Origin of the sequence: Streptomyces viridiviolaceus (assembly GCF_014650995.1) — a bacterium.
In the GTDB taxonomy this organism is placed as follows: Bacteria; Actinomycetota; Actinomycetes; order Streptomycetales; family Streptomycetaceae; genus Streptomyces; species Streptomyces viridiviolaceus.
Map to the genome: position 1 here is coordinate 127,643 of NZ_BMWA01000010.1, position 22,226 is coordinate 149,868.

Below are 22,226 nucleotides of genomic sequence, written 5' to 3' on the forward strand. Positions count from 1 at the left end.
GGTCACTCCTCTTGTCGTCGGTGGGCCGCGACCATCAGCTGTCCGAGGGCCAACCCACCGTCGTTCGGGGGGACTTCTCCGTGACGGAGCACCGCGAAGCCGTCCCCGGCCAGCAGCCGCGCGCACTCCTCCTCCAGCAGCGCGTTGGCGAAGACGCCGCCGCTCAGGGCGACGGTGGCCAGGCCGGTGTCCCGGCGCGCACGCCGGCAGATCTCCGCGACGGCCCGCGCGACGCCGCGGTGGAAGCGCGCGGCGAGCACGGCGGCCGGGGTTCCCCGCCGCAGGTCGGTGACCAGTGCGCGCAGCACGGGTGCGGGGTCCCACGCGTCGGCGGTGATGCCGAAGGCGTACGCCGAGGTGTCGGCGCTCCAGGCCGCAGCGGCAGCGGCCTCCAGCTCCAGGGCGGCCTGGGCCTCGTATCCCGCGCGGTGGCACACGCCCGCGAGGGACGACACGGCGTCGAAGAGCCGGCCCATGCTGGAGGTCGCCACACAGGCCAGCCCGCGCGTTAACTGACGTTCGAGCAAGGTCAGTTCTTCCGGCGAGCAGGCGGTCACGCTGGGCAGGTCCGCATCCCAGGGCAGGCCCGCGGCCCACAGCCGGGCCAGCGCCAGGCGGCACGGGTTGGCCACCCCCGAGTCCCCGCCGGGCAGTGGGGCGGGTTTCAGGTGGGCGAAGCGCCGGTGGCCCGAGTAGTCGGCGAGCAGGATCTCACCGCCCCAGACGGTGCCGTCGTCGCCGTAGCCGGTGCCGTCGAACGCGACGCCGATCACGGGTGTGGTCCCGTCGAGGCCGTGCTCGGCCATCGCCGAGGCGATGTGCGCGTGGTGATGCTGCACCAGCACCGGTTCGCCCCGCGCCAGTCGGGTGGCCCACCGTGCGGAGTGGTATCCCGGATGCCGGTCCGCGGCGACGATTCCGGGGCCGACGCCGGTCAGGCACCGCATCTGCGACTCCGCCCGCCGGGCCGCCTCCAGGGCGGTCAGGTCTCCCATGTCGCCGATGTGCGGGCCGAACCACGCCTGGTCGCCCTCAGCGACACACAGCGCGTTCTTCAGATCGCCGCCCACCGCGAGCGTGGGCCGCACCGCCACCGGCAGGCGCAGTGGGCGGGGGACATAGCCCCGGGACCGGCGCAGCACCTGCTCGGTGCCGTCGGGGCGCACCCGCAGCAGGGAGTCGTCGCATGGCGAGGCGATGGCCCGGTCGTGGGCGAGCCAGGCGTCGGCCAGTCCCGCGAGCCGGGTCAGTGCCTCGTCGTCGTCCGTGACGATCGGTTCCCCCGAGCGGTTGCCGCTCGTCATCACCAGCACCCGCGGGCCCGGCGCGTCGCCGGACAGCCCGAACAGCAGCGTGTGCAGGGGCGTGTACGGCAGCATCACGCCGAGGTGCGGGCTGCCGGGGCAGACCCCGCGCGCCAGTACGTCCTGCCGCGCGTGCCGGCGCAGCAGGACGATGGGGCGCCGGGGGCCGGTGAGCGTCGCCGCCTCGGCCTCGGACACGACGGCGATCCGCCGCACGGCGTCGAGGTCCGCGCACATCACCGCGAACGGTTTGCCACCGCGCGCCTTGCGGGTCCGCAGCGCGTCGACGGCCCGTGCGTCGGTGGCGTCGCACGCCAGGTGGTAGCCGCCCAGGCCCTTGACGGCGACGATCCGTCCGGCGGCCAGCAGCGCCCGTGCCGTCGCGAGGGCGCCGGCGTCCCGCGCGGGCCGCACACCGCTGCCGGACGCGGGCACCAGACGCAGCCGGGGACCGCAGTCCGGGCAGGCGACGGGCTGGGCGTGGAACCGCCGGTCGCCGGGGTCGCCGTACTCCCGGGCGCAGGCCGGACACATCGGGAAGTCGGTCATCGTCGTGAACGCCCGGTCGTACGGCATCCCCGTGGCGATGGTGAAGCGGGGCCCGCAGTGGGTGCAGGTGACGAACGGGTGCCGGTGGCGGCGGTCGGCCGGATCGGCGAGCTCCCGCAGGCAGTCCGCGCACGTCGCCGTGTCCGGCGGGAGCAGGGTGCGGCCCGGGGACCGGTCGGTGGAACGGATCGTGAAGGCGTCGTCGGCACCGGTGACGGTCAGGTCCTCGACCCCGACGCCGGTGACGGCGGCCAACGGCGGGGGTTCCGTGGCGAGTCGGGAGCAGAAGAGGGCGACACCGTCCGGCGGGCCCTCCACCTCGATGAGCACGCCGTTCGCCGTGTTGCTCACGAACCCGGCCAGCGCGAGGTCGGTGGCCAGGCGGTGGACGAACGGGCGGAACCCCACGCCCTGCACCGTCCCGCGCACGGTGACGCGCCGGCGCACCGCCTGCGCGGCGGGTGCTGTCACGAGACGGGGTCGGGCGCGTGGACATGGCCGTGCGGGTGCGGCGCGAGGGGAGGCCGGTGGACGGATCCCCCGTCCCGCGCGGCGAGCACCCGCTCCAGGACGGTGTCGACGCCGTCGCCGGTGCGGGCGCAGGTCCGTACGACCTCCACTCCCGGGTTGACCCGACGCAGGTTCGCGTGGAAGGCGGACTCGTCGAAACCGGCGGCCTCGGCCAGGTCGGTCTTGGTGAGCACCACCAGATGGGCGGAGCCGAAGGCCGTGGGGTACTTCAGCGGCTTGTCCTCCCCCTCCGTCACCGCCATGAGCACGATCCGCAGGCTCTCCCCGAGGTCGTAGGCCGCCGGGCAGACGAGGTTGCCCACGTTCTCCACGAACAGCAGCGAGGTGTCCTGCGGCAGCCAGCTCTCCACGTGCCCGCGCAGCTGCCGGGCCTCCAGATGGCACAGCCCGTCGGTCAGCAGCTGTTTCACGGGCGCCCCCGAACGGGCGAGCCGGCGCGCGTCGTTCTCGGTCGCCAGGTCCGCGGTGAGCGCGGCGACCGGGACGCGCCGCTCCACCGCCCGGGCCAGCACCCGCCCGAGCAGTTCGGTCTTGCCGCTGCCCGGGCTGGACAGGAGGTTGGCCACACTCACCCCGCGCCGGGCCAGTTCGTCGCGCAGGCTCGCGGCGAGACCGTCGTTCTTGGCCAGGACGGCCTGGGTGACGTCGTCCACGGACTCGCACATGGCGCTGCTCCTCGCGAGGGGATCGGGTGGGTCGGGCTGCTGTCGATCCTCGGCGCCGTCGGCGACCGGGCGGGGGAGACGGGCCGCGGACGGGTCCGGGGATTCCTCCGGGCGGCTCAACGGGGGTGACGCCCTAGGGTCGGCGAGCAGCACCTCGACCATGGCGTGCAGCGCCGTGACGGCCCGCTCGACGGCGTCGCGCACCGTCGCGCTGATGCCGGGGGCGATGTCCTCGTCGCCGCGTGGCCGCACCTCCGGCTCGCAGGCGAGGACGAGGACGCGGGGGAGGGGCTCGTCGCCCAGGTGGGTGGCCAGGGACAGGACCTTCGCCGGGTCCATGCCGTGTGCCTCGGGCGGGGCGCCCGCGGCGCCCTCGGGAAGCTCCGGTTCGATCAGCGACAGGGTGCCCGGCCGGTGACCCCGCACGGCCGCGTCGACCAGGACGGCCGTGTCGTAGCCGCCGAGCAGTTCGTACGCGAGATCCATCCCGCGGATGCCGAAGTCCCGCACCCGCACCCCGGGCGGCAGCGGGCGCCGGTCCAGGGCGCGGATCACCTCGGGGCCGAAGGCGTCGTCCGCGAGGAAGATGTTGCCGACGCCCGCCACCAGCAGGCGCGCACTCATCGCCTGCCTCCCGTGGCCAGCGGCAGGGCGGAGCCGGCCGGCAGCTTCCGGACGAAGGCCGCACGCAAGGCGTGGTACGGGGCCTGCGGATCGAAGAAGACGGCGCGCATGCGGTCGAGTTCGGCCCGGCGGTACTCGGCGAGCGGTCGGCGCTCCTCGTCCGCCTGACGTGCCGCGGCCTTCGCGGCGACCCGCCGGGCGTGGTCGGGCGCGTCGGCGCGCGCGGCCGCCATGCGTTCGACCTCGGCGGTGAACCGCTGCGGCGGTACCGGCACCACGCGGTCCACCAGTCCGATCCGGGCGGCGGCCGCGGCGCTCACCGGCAACGCCTCGCTCGTCAGCCGCCGAGCCGTCTCGGGTCCGACGCGGCGCGGCAGCGTGTACGTCCAGAACTCCGAGCCGTACAGGCCCATGCGCCGGTAGTGCGGGTTGAGGACGACGCCCGAACGGCACCACACCTCGTCGGCGGCCAGGGCGAGCATGACGCCGCCGGCCGCCGCGTTGCCGCCGAGCGCCGCCACGACCAGGCGGTCGGTGGTGCGCAGCACCGCCTCGACCAGGTCGTCCATGGCGTTGAGGTTGGCCCAGGACTCGGCCCCGGGGTCGGCCGACGCCTCGATGACGCTCAGGTGGATGCCGTTGGAGAAGAAGTCGCGGGTTCCGCCGAGCACCAGGACCGACGTCGGGCGGGCGAGCGCGTAGCGGTAGGCGTCGAGCAGCCTGCGGCAGTGGTCGGTGCTCATCGCCCCGCCCGGGAAGGAGAAGCTGAGGAACCCGGTGTCGCCGCGCTGCCGGTACCGGATGTCGGCGAAGGTGCGGCGGTCCGGGGGAAGTTCGAGCGGGACGTCGCTCACCGGCAGCCAGTGCGGGCGGTCGTCGGAGCCGGGCGTCCCTCGGCCGGCCCCGGGCGGCGCGGGGAAGGAGGCGAGTACGGAGGCCGCCGGGCGGCGGAACGGCGCCGGGTCGCCGGAGCTCTTGCGGGGGCGCAGTTCCGGAATCCAGACCGCGCCGTCCCGGGTGGCCCGGCAGACCGCCCCGGCCCGCGTCGCGAGCAGCTCCCCGGGGCGTCCGCCGAGCCGGTCCTCGGGGTGCCCGCCGTGCAGGAACACCTCCCGGCCGAGGAGTTCGTCCAGGACACCCGGCTGCGAGTCGGCACCGCGCAGCTTGCGCAGCACCGTCTCGGTGCTGTCGTTCTCCCAGTCGATCCCGCGCTGCTCCTGGTGGACGAAGTCGCGCCACACCACCCGGATCCCGGGATCGCTCTGCGGCCGCGGCTTGAAGGACCCGTCGGCGTACCGCTGCACGGCCAGCAGGACGGCGGCCGAGGCGGCGTCGGCGACCTCGCCCCGGTACAGGTCGCTCTTGCCGACCGGCGGCACCGCGAAGGACTCGGCGGCCCACACGTCGCCCGCGTCCATCGCGGCCTCGGCCCGGAGAACCGTCACGCCCCAGTGGGACGCCTCCTGGGCGATCGCCCAGTCCAGGGACGACGGGCCACGGTCGCCGGGCGGCCCCGGGTGCACGATGAGGCAGGTGTGCTCCCGCCACACGTCCTCGGGCAGCGCCGTCCTCAGCATCGGAGCGACGATCAGCTCCGGGCCCGTCTCGCGTACGGCGGCCCTGACCGCTTCGGTGCCGTGCGAGGCCAGGACGACGTCCACTCGGTGCCCCTGGTCCGACAGTTCCGCGTACACCCGCTGGGTCAGGCTGTTGAACGCGCTGGCTACGAGCAAGATGTCCATGACGAGGCATGTTCGCCGGTCTCAGGGGGGCCGAGAAGGACCACGGCGGCGTTTCGTCGGCCGTCTTCCTCCATCCGGACCGGGCAGGCCGCCGGCACGGCCTGCCCGGTCCGGTCCCAGGCACGCCAAGTTCACGTCGGGACCGCGACACGGTGCCGGACGCGAGCCGCGGCCGCCCGGGCGCTCACCGTGTGCCGTCGCGGACCACGACGACCGGACAGGCAGCGTGCTGGACGCAGTGCTGGGCCACCGATCCCAACAGCAGTCCTGCGAAGCCCCCGAGACCGCGACTGCCGACCACGAGCAGGGACGCGCCATGTGACGCGTTGAGCAGCACACTGGCGGGGGTGCCGTAGCGCGCCTCGGCACGGACCTCCACCGGCGGCTGCGATCCCACGGTCTCCGCGACGGCCGCTGCGAGCTCCTCCCGTGCCCGGCCCTCCACAGCCGCTTCGTCGCTGCTCGACGGGGGCAGCCAGCCGAGCGCGCCGTGGAACTGCGGAAAGTCCCAGGCGGTCACCGCCTCCACCGCACCGAGGGTGAGCTCCGCCTGACGCACGGCCCAGCGGAGGGCCTGCTTCGACGAGTCCGAACCGTCCACCCCGACCACGATGCGGTCCGTCTCCTCGCGCTGGTCAGCCACGGTTCCTCCTCGGCTCGACGGTGGGGAACGACCGCACGGGGGCCGCGGTCCGCCACCTGCGCTTGGTCTCCAGCATCCGCCGACCGCACCGTGTGCGCAGTCCGGCAGGCCCGGACGGGGCGGGCCCCGCCCGCCCGGACATCGGCTCGTCGTTGACCCGGAAGCACCAATGCCCGCAGTGACCGCTCGCGGGCGCGCTCGGCCTCTGGGAATCTGGGACCCGTTGTGAAGAAGCCGCGCCGCGGGTGGGACGGCGGTTGCGCGATCCGATTGACCCAGGGCTCCGTGACGTCCCCGACCGGGAGGAGCCGACAGGAGGGCGAGACGGTGAAGGCATTCGTCATGAAGGCGATCGGCCAGGTGGGTTTCATGGAGAAGCCGGTCCCCGACGTCGGCTCCCGCGACGCTTTGGTCCGGACGACGAAAGCGCTGATCTGCACCTCCGACTCGCACACCGTGCAGGGAGGCATCGGGCCGCGGGAGAACCTGACGCTGGGCCACGAGGCGGTCGGCGTCGTGGAGACCGTGGGCAGTGACGTCAAGGACTTCCGGCCGGGCGACCGTGTTCTCGTCGGAGCCATCACCCCGGACTGGGGCGACCTCGCCTCCCAGAACGGCTTCCCGTCCCAGTCGGGCGGACCGCTCGGCGGTTTCAAGTTCGCGAACTCCAAGGACGGCGTCTTCGCCGAGTTCTTCCACGTCGGTGACGCCGACGCCAATCTCGCGAGAATCCCCGACGGAATCTCCGACGAAGCGGCCGTCTACTGCGCCGACATGCTCTCGACCGGATTCATGGGCGCCGAGCACGGAAACATTCCGATGGGCGGGACCGTGGCCGTCCTCGCCCAGGGCCCCGTGGGTCTGATGGCGACGGCAGGGGCCAGGCTCAAGGGCGCGGGTCTCGTCATCGGGGTCGAGTCGGTTCCGAGCAGGCAGGAGCTCGCACGCTTCTACGGAGCGGACGAGATCGTCGACTTCACCCGCGAGGACGTGGTCGAACGCGTCATGGAGCTGACGGACGGCCAGGGCGTGGACACCGCGATCGAGGCGCTGGGCGCGGACGTCACCTTCAAGACCGCCGTCGAGATCACCAAGCCCGGCGGGACGGTCTCCAACATCGGCTACTTCGGGTCCGGCGAGTTCGTCAGCATCCCCCGCGTCGCCTGGGGGGTGGGCATGGCCGACAAGACGATCAGCTCCGGCCTCTGCCCCGGCGGGAGGCTCCGGATGGAGCGGCTGCTGCGCGTGCTCGAGAAGGGCCGCCTCGACCCCTCCCGCATGACGACCCACGAATTCTCCTTCGACGACATGGAGCGAGCCTTCGAGGTGTCGGACAAGAAGCTGGAGGACACCGTCAAGGTGCTGGTCGCCTTCTAGACGGACTCGCAGGCACGCACACCAGGCTCGGTAACAGGAGCGAGACGGTATGCAGGATCCCGACCCGCCGTTCCGGCCGGTCCGCCGGCACGACGGCTACCTTCCCCTCGAGGACCTGGGCCTGATCGGGGACGGCACGACCGCGGCACTCGTCGGCCTCGACGGCAGCATCCCCTGGATGTGTCTGCCCCGGTTCGACTCCGAACCGGTGTTCTGCGCGCTGCTGGACCACACCCGCGGCGGCCACTTCACCGTGGCCCCGGAGAACCTGCTCGAGGCACGGCAGCGGTACGAACCCGACACCGGCGTGCTGCACACGGAGCTGCGCAGTGACACGGGCCTGGTGCGCGTCACGGACGCGCTGGTCCTGCGCTCCGGAGCCGATCTCTCGGACGACGCGCCGTCCAGCCGCGGAGAACTCGTGCGCTCCGTGGTCGTCCTGGACGGAGAGGTCCGCCTCGGGGTGCGGCTGGAGCCCCGCGGCGGCGCACAGACCCACCACCTGTACAGCGGGCTGGAGGTGCGGCCCGCCCGCAGGGCCGACCTGCGCCTCCACCTGCGCTCCAGCCGTCCCCTGAGCGGCCTGCGCACCACGCACGACCTGCGCCGCGGCGACCGTCTCGATCTCGTGCTGGCCTGGGGACGCTTCCACCGCCACCACCGCTTCGACCCCGACGCCATGCTGAGCGGCACGGCAGACGCCTGGCGGCGCTGGATGCGCGCCTTCACCTACGCCGGTCCGGAAGAAGCGCTGGTCAGACGTGCCGCGATCACCTTGAAGACGTGCGACGACTGGACCAACGGGTCGCTGGCCGCCGCACCCACCTCCTCCCTGCCCGCGCCGACCGGAGGCATCCGGAACTGGGACTACCGTTACGCCTGGGTCCGGGACGCGGCCTTCGCGGTCTTCGCCCTGCGCCGCATCGGTTTCCACGGCGAGGCCGACGCCTTCCTCGGCTGGGTCCTCGACGCCTTCGAGCGCAGCCGCCGGCCGCGCATCATGTACACCCTGGACGGCGGCCTGGTGCCGGAGGAGATCGAGGACGGTGAGCTGGAGGGCTACCGCGGCTCCTCGCCCGTCCGCTGGGGCAACGGCGCGGCCGATCAGCGCCAGCACGACGTGTACGGCGAGATCCTGGACTGCGCCGACCAGTGGCTGCGCCGGGGCGGTGAGATCCAGCCCGCCATGTGGGCCAGTCTGGCCGGGCTCGCCGACACGGCCGGCAACGCCTGGCACCAGCCGGACCAGGGGATCTGGGAGGTCCGCAGCGAAGGCCGTCCGTTCACCTACTCCGCCGGGCTGTGCCACGTGGCCCTGGACCGTGCGGCGCAGATCGCGGAGCGTTGCGGGCTGCCCGGCGACATCGGCCGCTGGCGTGGCGCGGCGGACCGGCTGCGTGACCTCATCCTGGAGGAGTCCTGGGACGAGGAGGCGCAGACGCTGAGCGTGTACCTGGACGGCGGTGGTGTCGTCGACGCGAGCCTGCTGGGGCTGCCGCTGCGCCATGTCGTACCGGCCGATCATCCCCGGATGGTGGCGACCACCCGGGCCGTCGCCGAGCGTCTTTCGGCCGGGGACGGGCTGCTCCACCGCTATCTGCACGACGAGCATCCCGACGGCCTGGCGGGCGACGAGGGCGCCTTCGTCCTGTGCAGCTTCTGGATGGTGGACAACCTGATCGGCCAGGGGAAGCTCGATGAGGCCGAAGAACTCTACGCGTCGCTGTGTGCGCGAGCGAGCCCGCTGGGGCTGCTGTCCGAGCAGATCGACCCGACCACCGGAGCATTCATGGGCAACTTCCCCCAGGCCTTCAGCCACATCGGGATCATCGCCAGCGGCGTGAACCTCGCACGGGCGAAGGGAGGCTCCCGGTGACGATCCGACGACTCGCCGTGTTCGGCGCGACCGGAGACCTCACCGGCCGGTACCTCCTGCCGGCGCTGGCCGCCCTGCGCGCGGCAGGACGCATCGACGATCGGTTCACATTGACGGGCGCCAGCAGGGAGGAATGGGACGGCGCACGGTACCGGGACTGGGCCGCGGCCCAGCTCGAACGCCACGGCGCCACACTCCCGGCCGAGGCCAGACGGGCCGTCACCGCGTCGGCGGACTACCGCAGGGCCGATGTCACGGACCCCGCGGACGTCGGCGCGGTCGTCGCGGGTGACGACCCCGTCGCCGTCTACCTCGCCCTCCCCCCGGCACTGTTCCCTGCCGCGGTGACCGCGCTGCACGAGGCGGCACTGCCCCGGGGCAGCCGCATCGTCCTGGAGAAACCCTTCGGCGAGGACCTGGCCGGCGCACAGGAACTCAACCGGTTGCTCGCCGACCTCGTACCGGAGAGCGCCGTCTTCCGGGTCGACCACTTCCTGGCCATGACCACCGTCCAGAACGTGCTCGGCAGCAGACTCGCCAACCGGGTGCTCGAACCCATCTGGAACAGTACGCACATCGCCGAGGTCGAGATCGTCTGGGACGAGACTCTCGCCCTCGAGGGGCGGGCCGGCTACTACGACCACGTGGGCGCACTGAAGGACATGGTGCAGAACCACCTGCTGCAACTGCTGTGCCTGGTCGCCATGGAGCCGCCGATCAGCCTGGGCGAACGGGACCTGCGCGACCGGAAGGTCGACGTGCTGAGGTCGGTGCGGCTGCTGACCGACTACGACGTCGCCAACCGCACGCGGCGCGCCCGCTACTCGTCCGGCCGGTGCCAGGACCACGAGGTGCCCGCCTATGCCGACGAAGAAGGTGTGGACGCGCGGCGCCGGACCGAGACCTTCGCCGAGGTCGAACTGGAACTGGACAGCTGGCGCTGGGCGGGCACCAGGTTCCGCCTGCGGAGCGGGAAGGCCCTCGGCAGGGACCGCAAGGAGGTCGCGGTGCGCTTCCGCTCCGTGCCCCACCTGCCCTTCGGGCATGACCAGGACGTCCGGCCCAACGTGCTGCGCTTCGGGCTGGAACCCGAGAGCCTGAGCCTGGACGTGACCGCCACCGGCGCGCGCACCGAGACCCTCACGCAGCTCTCGCTGACCGCCGAGATGGACCCGCCCGACCTGCCCGCCTACGGCCGTTTGCTGCTGGACGTTCTCAATGGCGACCCCGCCCTGTCCATCCGCAGCGACGAGGCGGAGGAGGCCTGGCGCGTCCTCGAGCCGGTCCTGTCCGCCTGGGAGAGGGGCCTGGTGCCCCTGGAGGAGTACCCGGCCGGCTCGGACGGGCCGGAGCCACGGCACGCCACCCCGGGGCGGCGGGACGACCTGCTGCACCAGGACGCGGTCCTGCCGGCCGACTCCTGAGGCCGCACCACCCCACGACAGCCGGGCCGGGCCCGAGGTCGCTCGCCGGTCCTGGAGGAGACAGACCTGATGACCGACAGTCCTGACAGCCGTCCTCCGTGTGTCGTGGTCACCGGGGTGTCCGGCGTGGGCAAGTCCACGATCGCCCGGCGGCTGGCCGAGCGTCTGGGGGTGCCCTTCGCGGAGGCCGACGACTTCCACTCGCCCGCCGGCATCCGGAAGATGTCGTCGGGGTCTGCGCTGGACGACCAGGACCGCCGGCCGTGGCTGGAGTCCGTCGGGCGCTGGCTCGGCGATCGCGACGCGGCCGGGAGCGGGGGAGTGGTGGCCTGCTCCGCTCTGCGCCGACGCTACCGGGACAGCCTGAGGGCGGCCTGCCCGGCCGTCCTGTTCCTCCAGCTCACCGCCGATCGCGAGGTGCTCGCGGACCGGCTCGGCGCGCGTACCGGCCACTTCATGCCGGCGACGCTGCTCGACTCCCAGCTCGCGACGCTCGAACCCCTCGCCCCTGACGAGCGGGGAGCCTGCCTGGACGCCGCACCGGATCCCGAGGAGATCGTCCGGACGGCCGTGGAGCTGCTCACCCGACGATGACCGCCGGGGCCGCGACGGCCAGGTCCTCCGCCCCACCGAGCCGAGGCCACGAGGACCGGCAGCGGCGGTGCCACCGGTCGCCGAGCGGCCCGCGTCGCGACGCCTTCGAGGTACGTGTCTATGATCGCAAGCCTTGCCGGTCCGTCGGTGAGGACCGGGTCGGCGTGGACTCGCTGCGCTTCGGAGTCGTCGGGACGCCGTCCGCGCACGACGGGAGAGGTGCAGCACGATGGTGGACCGCGATGCCCTGGCACTCGACGACCCGGTGGGTGGGTCGCTCAGCGGTCACCACACACGTCTCGCCCGACGGCTCGGCCGGGCCGCCGCCTACCTGCCGGGAGTCGCGACCTTCGCCTCGGTGCCCGCCGCCCCGGATGCCGCGGACTGGGGCGACCTCGCCGGGCTGCTCGGTCCGGGCGAACTCGCCGACATGTTCAGCTGCCCTCACACTCCGCCACCGGACTGGGAGCCGGTCTTCCGCCTGGAAGGGCGCCAGATGGTCTGGCCCGGCAGCGGCCGGCCCGGTCACCCGCGCGCCGACACGGCCACGGGCGTGATCGAGCTGGGCGCCGACGACGTGCCCGAGATGCTCGACCTCGTCGCGCGGACCCAGCCGGGGCCGTTCCGGCCCCGTACCCACGAGCTCGGCACCTATCTCGGCATCCGCGACAACGGCACGTTGGTGGCGATGGCGGGTGAGCGGCTGCGCCCTCCGGGCTGGGCCGAGATCAGCGCCGTCTGCACCGCTCCCGAGGCACGCGGGCGAGGCCACGCAGCCCGTCTGGTCGGTGCGCTCGTCGCGCGGATCGTCGCCCGCGGCGAACGTCCCTTCCTGCACGTGGCCGAGACGAACACCGGCGCGATCGCACTGTACGAGCGGCTCGGTTTCAGGGCCCGCAGGCATGTGACCTTCCGGGGGTTCCGCACTCCCTGACGGCTCCGGCCGTGCACACGGCGCACTGCTCCGTCACGGCGCCCGCCGAGCCCCGCCCGACGCCCGACCGCACAGCCCGCGGCGACCTCGCCTCACGTCCGGGCCGGGCACCGGTCCCCGCCGGGACGCGAAGAGCCCGCCGATGTCACCGGGCAAGGGCGGAACGTACGTGCTCGAGGCTGGTCGTGCGTGCGGCGGTGGGTTCACGCGGACTCGCCGTGCTCGGCGTCGACGCGCGCGGTCACTGCCGGCGTCCCGGCGCCGACCCGCGGGACGGGACAGTGCTTCCCAACGCCCCGGCTGAAGTTTACTCTTCAATCACATCAGGTGCCGCGAGGAGGTCACACCATGGCGGAGCTCGGTCTGGCCGACACGGTCGGCATGCTGCGCCGGAGCGGTGTGCGGACGCGCCACAGCAGCGCCGGGCTCGGGTGGGAGCGGCTGTACCTCTCCGCACAGGAGGAACAGCCCTACCGCGCCGCGTTCGCCCCGGCCCCCACGCACCTGGTGATCCTGCACCTCAACGGCCCCGTGACCGTGCGCCGGGGACGGGGCACGGGTGCCCGGTCCCGGACGATTCCGCCGGGCGGACTGTTCGTGCAGCCGGCCGGCCGGACCCTCTCCGTCGAGCTCGGCGGCCGACTGGACACGATTCACGCCTATCTCAGCGACGACGCCCTGCGCGACGCGAACGGCGGACGGCCGGTGGAACTGTCCGAGGAACTCGGTGCCACCGACCCGCTCACCGAGCAGCTCCTGCTCGCGCTGGCGGGCACGGTCCGCTGCTGGGAGCCCTCGGCCCGTACGTACGCCGACCACCTGACAGGGATGCTCGCCGCGCAGCTCGTGCGCCGGCACCAGGCCCCCACCGCCCCGCCCCCCACCGAGTCAGGGCCGTCCGGGCTGTCCCCTCGGCAGCTCGCCGCCGTGCGCCGGCTCATGGAGGACCGGCTGGCCGACCCCTTGCCCATCGCGGACCTCGCCGCCGCGGCCTCACTGAGCCGCAGCCAGTTCACACGGCAGTTCCGGGCGAGCACGGGCCGGTCGCCGCACCAGTTCCTGCTCGGACTGCGTCTGGAGCGGGCCTGCCGACTGCTGCGGACCTCCTCCGACCCGATCGCGGACGTGGCCACGCGCTGCGGCTTCTCCCACCAGGAGCATCTCACCCGGGTGATGCGCGCCCGGCTCGACACGACCCCGGCCGCTCTTCGCCGGGACGGCTGAGCGCGCGGCGGACGCCGCTCCACTTCACGCCTGTCGCGCGAGCACCCGGCGCAGCGCGCCGAGGAGTTCGTCCCTGGCCGACTCCGCGGTCGTGGGCGAGGCGGCGCTGCGCCAGGCGACATACCCGTCCGGGCGGACCAGCAGGACCCCGTCCTCGGCGATCTCCGAAACGCGGCTCCATTCGCCGTACGCGTCGCGGCACCCCTCGTCGCCGAGGCGGACCACCCGCAGCGGCACGCCGAGGACGTCCTGGCAGGCGCTCGCGGCGCCCTCCCAGAGACCGCCCGACAGGCCGGTCAGCACGGTGAACACGCCGCCGCCCACGACGTCCAGAGTGGACAGGCGTTCCCCCTGCCGGTCGACGAGCCAGGCGTGCGGAAGTTTGGCACCGGGCCGGGTCGTCGGCCGATGGACCAGCTCCCGGTCCTGCTCCCAGGATTCGGCGGGACCTTGGTCAGGGAGCACCGCGGTGGAGACGTAGCGCTGGTTCATCTCGACGCCGTGCGCGTTGAACTCGTAGTTCTTCAGCTGGACCGCTTCTTCCAGCAGCCGTCTCTTCTTGGCGCCCTCGGGCGATCGGGCCCGCAGCGCGGCGAGCCCCTCGGCGATGGCCGCCTCGTCGCTGTCACCGCCGACGCCGAGCACCTCGAAGATCGGCCCGAACTGGTCACGGCTGAGATTGGCCCGTTCGACGATCTCCCGGCCGACGGGAGCGCGTTCGGCACCGTAGGTCTCCAGCAGCTCGGGTCCGGCCTCCCCGCGGATCACCATGGCGAGCTTCCAGGCGAGGTTGTAGGAGTCCTGCACGGAGGTGTTGGAGCCGAGCCCGTTGGACGGCGGGTGGCGGTGCACGGCGTCGCCCGCGCAGAAGACGCGCCCGGACGAGTACTGCGTGGCGTAGGCGTGGTTGACGGTCCACACCGACGTCGACGTGATCTCCACCGGCAGGCCGGGGTCGCCTATGAGGTCGCGCACGATCTGCCGCGCCGCCTCGTCGTCCAGGTCCGGAGGCGGCTGCTCGATGTCGTACCCCCACACCAGCAGCCACTCGTTCCACGGGCGGACCATGCGGACCAGGCCCATGCCGATGCCACCGGTCGCGGCCCCCGGCCGCAGCACCCAGTACAGGACGCTCGGCCGGTGCGCGCAGTACCGGGCGAGGTCGGCCTTGAAGACGATGTTCATGCTCCCGGCCTTGGCCATCCGCCCCTCGAAGGGCAGGCCGAGCTGCTGGGCGACCGTGCTGCGCCCGCCGTCCGCACCGATCAGGTAGCGGGCCCGTACGGTGAACTCGTCGCCGCGGATCCGGTCGCGGAGCAGGGCGGTGACGCCGTCCTCGTCCTGGGTGAAGCGGACGAACTCGGTGTCGAAACGGACCTTGGCGCCGCGGGCCGCCGCGTTGCTCACCAGGATCGGCTCCAGGTAGGTCTGCGGCAGGTCGATCATCTCGCAGGGGCTCTTCGAGCCGTATTCGGTGGCACTGGCGGGTCCCGTGCCCCAGCTGCGGATACGCCCGATCTCGTCCCCGGTGAGCGCCGTGCACAGCACCGTGTCCCCCATCAGCCGGGACGGGCTGCCGGAGGCCAGCGCCTCCGACTCGACACCGAGGTCGCGCAGCACCTCCATGGTGCGCTGGTTGGTGATGTGTGCCCGCGGGGTGTCGGCCAGCCAGCCGTACTTGGTCACCAGCAGGGTGCGGATGCCGTACGTGGCCAGCAGCAGTGCGGCCGAGCCGCCGGCGGGGCCGCTGCCGACGACGAGGACGTCGGTGTCGTACGTGTCGTGCGCGTCGGTGGTGGTCATGGGTGGGCGCTCCTCGGTCATCCGGCCAGGGGGGCGAGACGGAAGGTGTAGTCGAGACGGCGCCACTCGCCGTCGACCCGGCGGCCGTCGGGAGTGGGGCCCGTGTGCGGGGTGAAGTCGGCGACGAGTTCGTCCTTGACGCCGAAGACGGTGTCACTGTCCAGGCGGGCGCCGCCCGAGACGAACAGCTGCGTGACGAGCCGGGTATGGCCGGGCGCATCGCACAGGAAGTGCAGGTGGGCTGCCCGGTAGGGGTGGCGCCCGACCGCGGCGAGCATCTGTCCCACCGGTCCGTCCCCGGGGATCGGGTAGTCCGAGGGCAGGATGGACCAGAAGGTGATGCGCCCGGCGTCGTCGCTGCGCAGCCGGGCGCGCAGCACCGGCCCGTCCAGTTCGGGGAGCTGGACGTCGTAGTAGCCGTCCTCGTCGGACTGCCAGACGTCCACGACCGCGTCCGCGATCGGCTCGCCGGCGGTGTCCGTGACCCGTACGTCGACCCAGAGCGGCGTGCCGGGCAGCCCTCCGGAGATGTCGCTGCCGTGCGTGGCCTCCGGCGGGCCGTCCACGTAGAACGGGCCCAGGACCGCGGACGGAGTGGTGCCGGAGGTGCGGGAGTTGGTGAGCAGGTCAACGGCACTGGATACGCCGAGGGTGTCCGACAGCAGCACGAACTCCTGGCGTGTGGTGTCGCACATCTGCCCGGTGCGGGTGAGGAAGTCGATGGCGTACTGCCATTCCGCGTCGGTGACGTCGTTGGCGGCGACGAAGGTGTGCAGGTGCCGGACGAGGTCGCCGAGCAGGGCGCGGACGCGCGGATCGGGTGCCTGGGCGAAGCTGGCGACCACCTGGTCGGTGAGACGGGCCAGCCGGGTTCCCGTCGAGGGCGGACCCTCGGGGCGACGCCCGTGCCAGGCTCCGGCCAGCAGTTCGGCGATGCCCTCGGTGGTCAGGTCGCGCGGGTTGGGATACGGCGCCGAGGTGGCCAGTTCGGCCGCGCGGGCGAGGCCGGACTCCGGCATTCCCAGGTCGCGCAGCGAGGTGGGGCCGCCGAGGGAGACGACCAGGTCGTGCACGCCGCCGGGGGCGTCGGGCACCCCCAGGGCGTCGGCGATGCGGCGCATCACGTCGGGTACCGCCGGCGCGTTGTGGGCCATGGCATGGGGCAGGACGACGGTGTGCGTCTCGGCGTGCGGCAGGCCGAAGGTGCCGCCGAGGGTGTGACACAGCTTGTGGTGCAGGCCCATGCCGACCGTGGCGAGGCAGGTCCCGGCGAGCCAGGCGGCCTGCAGCAGGTCGGCGCGAGCCGCCGCGTCCGCCGGATCGGAGGCCAGGCGGGGCAGCGCCCGGCCGATCCGGGAGATCGCGTCGAGCGCGTGCTGATCGGTGACCGGGTCGGCGTCGGGGGAGTACAGGGCCTCGACGGCGTGCGCGAGAGCGTTGACGCCGCTCGTGACCGTCATGGACAGCGGCAGGGTGAGCGTGAAGTCGACGTCGTAGACGACGGTCTCCGGCAGGATCTCCGGGGAGGACCGCGTCACCTTGCGCCCGTCGCGGGTCTCGCCGAGCACCGGTGTCACCTCGGATCCGGCGTAGGTGGTCGGCAGGACGACCTGTGGCAGACCCGTGCGCAGGGCCAGGGCCTTCGACAGGCCCGTCGTCGAACCTCCCCCGACGGCCACCACGCAGTCGGCGTCGGTGTCCCGGAGCAGCCCGAGCGCCTGCTCCGTGACCTCGACCGGCGTGTGCATGGCCGCGCCGTCGAACTCCGACACCAGCAGGTCGCCCAGTGCCTCGCGGACCCGCGCGGCGGCCTGCGCCAGGGGCGGGCTGGACAGCAGGAGCACCCGCGAGCAGCCGAGCCGCTCGACCTCCTTGCGAAGCCTGGTCACCGTGCCGGTACCGAAGACCACCCGTGACGGGTGGGACGTATGGACAAACGATTCCATCGAGCTCTGCCTCCGCTGATCGTCCGAATACGTCGGGTACTTGGGCACCGAGTATGGAGATGACGACCAGGTGAACTCCTGCACGATCGGCGCGTCCCGCTGCAAGAAACGCCTGTGTCCGCAGCCGTGCGGGGGACCCACTCGCCGACGCCTCGCCGACGAGGCCGGACGTCACGCCGCCTGCCCGGCTTCGCCTCGGGCCGCACGCATGTGGCGCCATTCCCGAAGGGACGGGCCGTAGGCGGCGCGGAAGGCCGGCTGAAACGAGCGGGGCTGACGAATCCCCGGCGCTGGGCCACCGCCGACGCGGTGGGAGCCGCACGGAGGGCTCCCGGACCGCGACGCCCGCTCGCCGAGCTGCCCGAGCGCGGGCTCGAGCGCCGCCCCGGACGGGGTGAGCCGGTCGGACGGCATGCGTCCGCGTTCCTGGAGGGCCGGCCGGCAGGGTCCGTCTCCGGATCGCCCCGCTGCCGTTCCGGGTGGACGGTCATGTGCCCGAACCCGGCCGTTCCGCGTGGCGGGCCGGAGACCCGGCACGCAGAACGGCCGGCGCGGTCCGTCGGACTCAGCGGCTCACAGTGGTCTCGCGGTCGATGCGTGACAGTTTCTCGGGATTGCGCACCGCGTAGAGCCCGGTGATGAGGCCGTCGTCGATGCGCACCGCGATGACGGTGTCGATCCCGCCGTCCACCCGGAGGACCAGCGCCGGGTGGCCGTTGACCTGCGCCGGCCGCAGCGACGCCGTGGCGTTGATCCTGCGCAGCACGTGGGCCACCCTGCCGGCGCCCACGACGGGCGCGAGCGCCGCCTGCACGACTCCGCCACCGTCACTGAGCAGGACGACGTCCGGCGCGATCATGTCGAGCAGGCGCTGCAGATCGCCCGTCTCGACGGCACGTCGGAACGCCGCGAGCACGTCGCGGGTCTCGGCCTGGGACACGACCCCGCGCGGTCGGCGCGCCGCGACGTGCGTCCGTGCCCGGTGCGCGATCTGGCGCACCGCGGCCGGGCTCTTGTCGACGGCTTCCGCGATCTCGTCGTACCCGAGATCGAACACCTCGCGCAGTACGAACACCGCCCGCTCGACCGGGGCGAGCGTCTCCAGCACCAGCATCATCGCCATCGAGACGCTGTCGGCCAGCTCGACGTCCTCGGCCACGTCGGGGGCGGTCAGCAGCGGTTCGGGCAACCAGGGGCCGACATAGGACTCCTTGCGCCGACGGAGCGCCCGCAGTCGGCTCAGCGCCTGGCGGGTGGTCATCCGGACCAGGTAGGACCGCCGGTCCCGCACCGTGCCGAGGTCGACGCCCGCCCACCGCAGCCACGTCTCCTGCAGGACGTCCTCGGCGTCGGCGGCGGAGCCGAGCATCTCGTAGGCGACGGTGAACAGCAGGTTGCGGTGGGTCACGAACGCGTCCGTGGCGGAGTCCATGCGGGCCTCCCGTACGGTCGGCTCGTCCGTGTCGCCTGTCTGCTCACCGTGCTCGCCCATCGCCGGCTCCCGCTGTCCGCTCTCGTGGTGTCACGCACAAGACGCCGGTCCCGGCCGCTTTGTGACACCCACGATCGGTGGGTCACGTCACATCACCGCGCTGTCACAGGGACCGGGCGGCCGGCATCTCGTGTTCGTCAGGCCGCCGCGGACGATCCGCGCGGCGCGAGCCCACGAGTGAGGACGAAGTCATGGAGCCCCGTTTCAACCTGTTCGACAGCCCCACCGCCGCCAAGATCGCCAAGCGGTTCTACAACGCCTCGTTGCCCCTGGAACAGTCGACGCTGCCGAAGACCCTGAGGGAACTGGTGCAGCTGCGGGTCGGCCAGATCAACGGCTGCGGTCTCTGCGTCGACATCCACACCAAGGAGGCCGCGGCCGCCGGCGAGACCGCGGTCCGGCTCCACCTGGTCGCCGCCTGGCGTCACTCCACCGTGTTCACCGAGGCCGAGCGGGCCGCGCTGGCCCTCGCCGAAGAGGGCACCCGGCTCGGCGACCACGGCGTGTCCGACGAGACCTGGACGGCGGTGCGCAAGCACTACGACGACGATCAGGTCGGGGCGCTGGTCTGCCTGGTCGCCCTGATCAACGCGGCCACCCGGATGAACGTGATCGTGCACAACCCGGGGGGTTCGTACGAGCCCGGCATGTTCGACGGCATGACGGACTGACCGGCGGCCGCCCCGGGCGGCAGGGGACGCCCGGGGCGGCCGGGCCCCTCGTCAGGCAGTGCCCGACTGCCAGATGGTGCTCGCCAGATCCGAGCCGCGGACCAGCTGGATCCTCCAGGGTTCGATGCGGATCACGTGGTACGAGGGGCCCTCCGGGCCGCCCCGCCGGTCGGGGCGCTCCTTCCCGGCGGGGGATCAGTGGGAGGCAGGGATCTCGGCGGGACGGTCGGCAGGCCCGCCCGATGCGGCCACGGTGGCGGCCGGCCTGGTGCGCAGTGCGAAGGCGCTGATCAGCGTGGCGAGCAGGGCTGCGCCGAGCGGGACCCACAGGGCCGCCCGGTAGCCGTCGAGCAGCGCGGCCGGTGACGTCGACGCGGTGGCCGCGACATTGACGGCGGTGGCGGTGGACAGGCCGATCGCGGCGCCGAACTGGAAGGAGGTGTACAGCAGTCCGCCGGCCAGGCCCTGCTCCTCCTCCCGCACGCCCTCGGTGGCGACGATGGTGAGCGGACCGTAGGCGAGGGAGAAGGCGATACCGAGGACGATCAGGCTGGGGAACATCGCCAGGTACGTCCAGTCGGCGCCGACCGGCAGGAACAGGGCGTACGACAGTGAGGCCAGAAGCAGCCCGCCGAAGATCACCCGGGCGTTGCCGAAGCGGTTCACCAGCCGGGGAGTGAGGACCGGGGAGAGGATCGCGTCGACGCCGATCACGATCATCGCGAAGCTGGTCTGCAGGGTCGACCAGTCGCGCAGCTCCTGGAGGTAGAGGACCACCAGGAACTGGAAGCCGAAGAAGCCCGCCGCGAAGAGCAGCCCCACGAGGTTGGCGCGGACCAGGGCGCCGCTGCGGAGGATGCCGAGGCGGACCAGCGGGGATGCCACGCGGCGTTCCGTGACGACGAACGCGGCGAGGAAGGCGAGACCCGCCCCGAGCGTGCCCACGGTCCAGGCGGGGCTCGTGTGGGTGGCGCGTTCCACGCCGAGGACGAGCAGGACGACGGCGGCGGTGATGGTGAGGCCGCCGGCCAGGTCGACGCTCTGGCCGGAGCGGTCGGGACGCGACTGCCGGGGCACGAAGACGAGTGCCGCGACCAGGATCAGCGCGGAGAGCACGACCGGGGCGAAGAACACCCAGCGCCAGCCGACCGAGGTGAGCAGCCCGCCGACGACCAGGCCGATCGAGAAGCCGCCGGCCGCCGTGCCGGAGTAGAAGAGGAGGGCCTTGTTGCGCTGCGGGCCTTCCTCGAAGTTCGTGGTGATGACGGACAGACCGGCCGGTGTCATGAAGGCGGCGGCGATGCCGGTGACGAACCGGGCGACGATCAGCATCCACTCCTCGGTGGCGAACCCGCCCAGACCGGAGAAGACCAGGAAGACGGAGAGCCAGAGGACGAACATCCGGCGGCGCCCGAACAGGTCGGCGGCGCGTCCGCCGACCAGCATGAAGCCGCCGTAACCGAGTACGTAGGCGCTCATGACCCACTGCAGGGAGCCGGTGGACAGGCCGAGGTCGGCACGGATGGACGGCAGGGCCACGTTGAGCATGGCCACATCGATGCCCTCCAGGAAGATCGCGCCGCACAGGACGAGCAGGACGCCCCAGTCGCGTGGGCTCAGGGCGGCCGCCGATTTCTGTGGAGTCATCTCAGTTCCTCGATGGTGTAGGGATGCTGTCGGTGCGATCACCATCGGTCAGGGCGCGGAGGGGGAACAACGGCAAAGATCGCAACGTTCGTTCAACCGGGCTTACCGATCCGATTGACCTGGGGAAGTCGATGGAACGCGATGAACTGGAGTGCTTCCTGCTCCTCGCCGAGGAACTGCACTTCGGTCGCACGGCCGATCGGATGCGGCTGTCCCGGGCCCGGGTGAGCCAGCTCGTACAGCGACTCGAACGCCGCGTCGGCGCACCGCTGTTCACGCGTACCAGCCGCCGTGTCGCCCTGACCTCGCTCGGCCGGCAGTTGCGCGCCGATCTGGAACCGCACCACCGGGCGATCGAAGCCGCCCTGGAGCGGGCTGCCGCCACCGCGCGCGGCATCGACACCGTGCTGCACGTCGGCTTCTCGAACCCGCTGACCGGCGAGATCGTCATGCGGGCGACGGAGGCCCTGCGCGTCAGCCACCCCGGACTCGCCGTCGAGATCTGCGAGGTGCCGCTCGCCGATCCGTACGGGCAGCTGCGCAAGGGCGAGTTCGACGTCCAGATCACGGAACTCCCCGTACGCGAGGAAGACCTGGGCGGGGGACCGACGCTGCTCGCGGAGGAGCGCATGCTCGCGATCGGCTCGGCTCATCCGCTCGCCGACCGGGAGTCGGTGTCCCTGGAGGACCTGGCCGGCGTACCGCTGCTCACGATCGACGGCAAGGTACCCGACTACTGGCTGGAGCATCACGTGCCCGCACACACACCGAGTGGCCGGCCGATCGCCCGCGGCCCCGGTGTGACCAACATGCAGGAGGCGTTGATGCTGGTCGCCGGCGGCAGGGGCGCGCTGCTCGCACCCGCGCACGCGGCGACGTACTACGCCCGCCCCGGTGTCGCCTACGTCCCCTTCGCGGACGCGGAGCCGACCGGCTACGGTCTGGTGTGGCGGGCGGGAGACGCCACCGGCGCGGTGGCGACCTTCGCCGGAATCGCCCGCGAGGTGGCGAGGGACATGGGCGGAGTGACGCGGCTCACCTCGGACCGGGTCGGTTCAGGGAACACCCAGCGGTAGTTCGCCGTTGAACCATCCGTGGGTGCGGATGGGACAGTGTCCCCGGGCCTCACCATCCGCCCACAGGGACGATCGTTCGGCTGAAGCCCTGTGGAGCCTTTCGC

16 protein-coding genes and 1 pseudogene are annotated in these 22,226 nt (G+C 72.7%); 8 read left to right on the forward strand and 9 right to left on the reverse strand.

Translation table 11 applies throughout. The features are described 5' to 3' along the window. Nucleotides 1-2: 2 nt before the first annotated feature. The 5 genes and pseudogenes from hypF to IE260_RS16255 form a co-directional block, all read right to left on the reverse strand. A complete protein-coding gene (hypF, locus tag IE260_RS16235) occupies nucleotides 3-2,324 on the reverse strand; it encodes a carbamoyltransferase HypF (RefSeq protein ID WP_189872402.1) in 2,322 nt (773 codons plus the stop codon). Then, nucleotides 2,321-3,049, reverse strand: a complete 729-nt coding sequence (gene hypB, locus IE260_RS16240; protein WP_189872734.1) for a hydrogenase nickel incorporation protein HypB — start codon at nucleotides 3,047-3,049, stop codon at nucleotides 2,321-2,323. Before hypB ends, hypF begins: the two co-directional genes overlap by 4 nt. Nucleotides 3,050-3,091: 42 nt before the next feature. After that, a pseudogene (locus tag IE260_RS16245) lies at nucleotides 3,092-3,673 on the reverse strand (hydrogenase maturation protease); the annotation flags it as partial. Next, complete coding sequence (locus IE260_RS16250; protein ID WP_189872404.1) at nucleotides 3,670-5,415, reverse strand: enoyl-CoA hydratase-related protein; 1,746 nt, start codon at nucleotides 5,413-5,415, stop codon at nucleotides 3,670-3,672. The pseudogene IE260_RS16245 and the gene IE260_RS16250, both read right to left, overlap by 4 nt. Before the next feature lie 184 nt (nucleotides 5,416-5,599). After that, nucleotides 5,600-6,058 carry a universal stress protein gene (locus tag IE260_RS16255; protein WP_189872406.1) on the reverse strand — a complete coding sequence of 153 codons (459 nt, stop codon included), beginning with the start codon at nucleotides 6,056-6,058 and terminating at the stop codon, nucleotides 5,600-5,602. Between the two features lie 327 nt (nucleotides 6,059-6,385). Here IE260_RS16255 and IE260_RS16260 point away from each other — a divergent pair, with 327 nt between their 5' ends. The 6 genes from IE260_RS16260 to IE260_RS16285 all read left to right on the forward strand — a co-directional run bounded on the left by IE260_RS16260 (nucleotide 6,386) and on the right by IE260_RS16285 (nucleotide 13,487). Beyond that, on the forward strand, nucleotides 6,386-7,435 hold the full coding sequence (locus IE260_RS16260; protein ID WP_189872408.1) for an NAD(P)-dependent alcohol dehydrogenase: 1,050 nt from the start codon (nucleotides 6,386-6,388) through the stop codon (nucleotides 7,433-7,435). Nucleotides 7,436-7,484: 49 nt separating this feature from the next. Further along, on the forward strand, nucleotides 7,485-9,311 hold the full coding sequence (locus IE260_RS16265; RefSeq protein ID WP_189872411.1) for a glycoside hydrolase family 15 protein: 1,827 nt from the start codon (nucleotides 7,485-7,487) through the stop codon (nucleotides 9,309-9,311). Continuing rightward, nucleotides 9,308-10,735: a glucose-6-phosphate dehydrogenase gene (locus IE260_RS16270; protein ID WP_189872413.1), complete on the forward strand. Its 1,428-nt coding sequence runs from the start codon at nucleotides 9,308-9,310 to the stop codon at nucleotides 10,733-10,735. The genes IE260_RS16265 and IE260_RS16270 overlap by 4 nt, the downstream gene beginning before the upstream one ends. 69 nt (nucleotides 10,736-10,804) lie before the next feature. Next, nucleotides 10,805-11,329, forward strand: coding sequence for a gluconokinase (locus IE260_RS16275; protein ID WP_189872414.1), 525 nt, complete (start codon nucleotides 10,805-10,807; stop codon nucleotides 11,327-11,329). Nucleotides 11,330-11,558: 229 nt separating this feature from the next. Then, entirely contained in the window at nucleotides 11,559-12,263 is a 705-nt protein-coding gene (locus tag IE260_RS16280) for a GNAT family N-acetyltransferase (protein ID WP_189872416.1), read from the forward strand. A gap of 348 nt (nucleotides 12,264-12,611) precedes the next feature. Continuing rightward, nucleotides 12,612-13,487, forward strand: a complete 876-nt coding sequence (locus IE260_RS16285; RefSeq protein ID WP_189872418.1) for a helix-turn-helix domain-containing protein — start codon at nucleotides 12,612-12,614, stop codon at nucleotides 13,485-13,487. A 24-nt stretch (nucleotides 13,488-13,511) separates the two neighbouring features. On the opposite strand, the gene IE260_RS16290 is transcribed toward IE260_RS16285, so the two are convergent. From IE260_RS16290 to IE260_RS16300, 3 genes are all read right to left on the reverse strand, one after another. Then, complete coding sequence (locus IE260_RS16290) at nucleotides 13,512-15,290, reverse strand: FAD-dependent oxidoreductase (RefSeq protein WP_189872420.1); 1,779 nt, start codon at nucleotides 15,288-15,290, stop codon at nucleotides 13,512-13,514. Between the two features lie 17 nt (nucleotides 15,291-15,307). After that, nucleotides 15,308-17,236, reverse strand: a complete 1,929-nt coding sequence (locus IE260_RS16295; RefSeq protein WP_189872422.1) for a maleylacetate reductase and hydroxyquinol 1,2-dioxygenase domain-containing protein — start codon at nucleotides 17,234-17,236, stop codon at nucleotides 15,308-15,310. Between the two features lie 565 nt (nucleotides 17,237-17,801). Continuing rightward, on the reverse strand, nucleotides 17,802-18,728 hold the full coding sequence (locus IE260_RS16300) for an RNA polymerase sigma-70 factor (protein ID WP_373303352.1): 927 nt from the start codon (nucleotides 18,726-18,728) through the stop codon (nucleotides 17,802-17,804). Between the two features lie 191 nt (nucleotides 18,729-18,919). On the opposite strand from IE260_RS16300, the gene IE260_RS16305 reads away from it, so the two are divergent. Further along, nucleotides 18,920-19,399: a carboxymuconolactone decarboxylase family protein gene (locus IE260_RS16305; protein WP_189872424.1), complete on the forward strand. Its 480-nt coding sequence runs from the start codon at nucleotides 18,920-18,922 to the stop codon at nucleotides 19,397-19,399. 195 nt (nucleotides 19,400-19,594) lie between these two features. On the opposite strand, the gene IE260_RS16310 is transcribed toward IE260_RS16305, so the two are convergent. Continuing rightward, nucleotides 19,595-21,046, reverse strand: coding sequence for an MFS transporter (locus IE260_RS16310; protein WP_189872426.1), 1,452 nt, complete (start codon nucleotides 21,044-21,046; stop codon nucleotides 19,595-19,597). A 131-nt stretch (nucleotides 21,047-21,177) separates the two neighbouring features. Here IE260_RS16310 and IE260_RS16315 point away from each other — a divergent pair, with 131 nt between their 5' ends. Beyond that, on the forward strand, nucleotides 21,178-22,122 hold the full coding sequence (locus IE260_RS16315; protein WP_189872428.1) for a LysR family transcriptional regulator: 945 nt from the start codon (nucleotides 21,178-21,180) through the stop codon (nucleotides 22,120-22,122). Nucleotides 22,123-22,226 lie beyond the last annotated feature (104 nt).

Coding starts and splice junctions, on each gene's coding strand:
- hypB (WP_189872734.1), bottom strand. CDS start 3,049: ATGTGCGAGTCCGTGGACGACGTCACCCAGGCCGTCCTGGCCAAGAAC.
- IE260_RS16250 (WP_189872404.1), bottom strand. CDS start 5,415: ATGGACATCTTGCTCGTAGCCAGCGCGTTCAACAGCCTGACCCAGCGG.
- IE260_RS16265 (WP_189872411.1), top strand. CDS start 7,485: ATGCAGGATCCCGACCCGCCGTTCCGGCCGGTCCGCCGGCACGACGGC.
- IE260_RS16275 (WP_189872414.1), top strand. CDS start 10,805: ATGACCGACAGTCCTGACAGCCGTCCTCCGTGTGTCGTGGTCACCGGG.
- IE260_RS16280 (WP_189872416.1), top strand. CDS start 11,559: ATGGTGGACCGCGATGCCCTGGCACTCGACGACCCGGTGGGTGGGTCG.
- IE260_RS16285 (WP_189872418.1), top strand. CDS start 12,612: ATGGCGGAGCTCGGTCTGGCCGACACGGTCGGCATGCTGCGCCGGAGC.
- IE260_RS16290 (WP_189872420.1), bottom strand. CDS start 15,290: ATGACCACCACCGACGCGCACGACACGTACGACACCGACGTCCTCGTC.
- IE260_RS16295 (WP_189872422.1), bottom strand. CDS start 17,236: ATGGAATCGTTTGTCCATACGTCCCACCCGTCACGGGTGGTCTTCGGT.
- IE260_RS16300 (WP_373303352.1), bottom strand. CDS start 18,728: ATGGGCGAGCACGGTGAGCAGACAGGCGACACGGACGAGCCGACCGTA.
- IE260_RS16305 (WP_189872424.1), top strand. CDS start 18,920: ATGGAGCCCCGTTTCAACCTGTTCGACAGCCCCACCGCCGCCAAGATC.
- IE260_RS16310 (WP_189872426.1), bottom strand. CDS start 21,046: ATGACTCCACAGAAATCGGCGGCCGCCCTGAGCCCACGCGACTGGGGC.
- IE260_RS16315 (WP_189872428.1), top strand. CDS start 21,178: ATGGAACGCGATGAACTGGAGTGCTTCCTGCTCCTCGCCGAGGAACTG.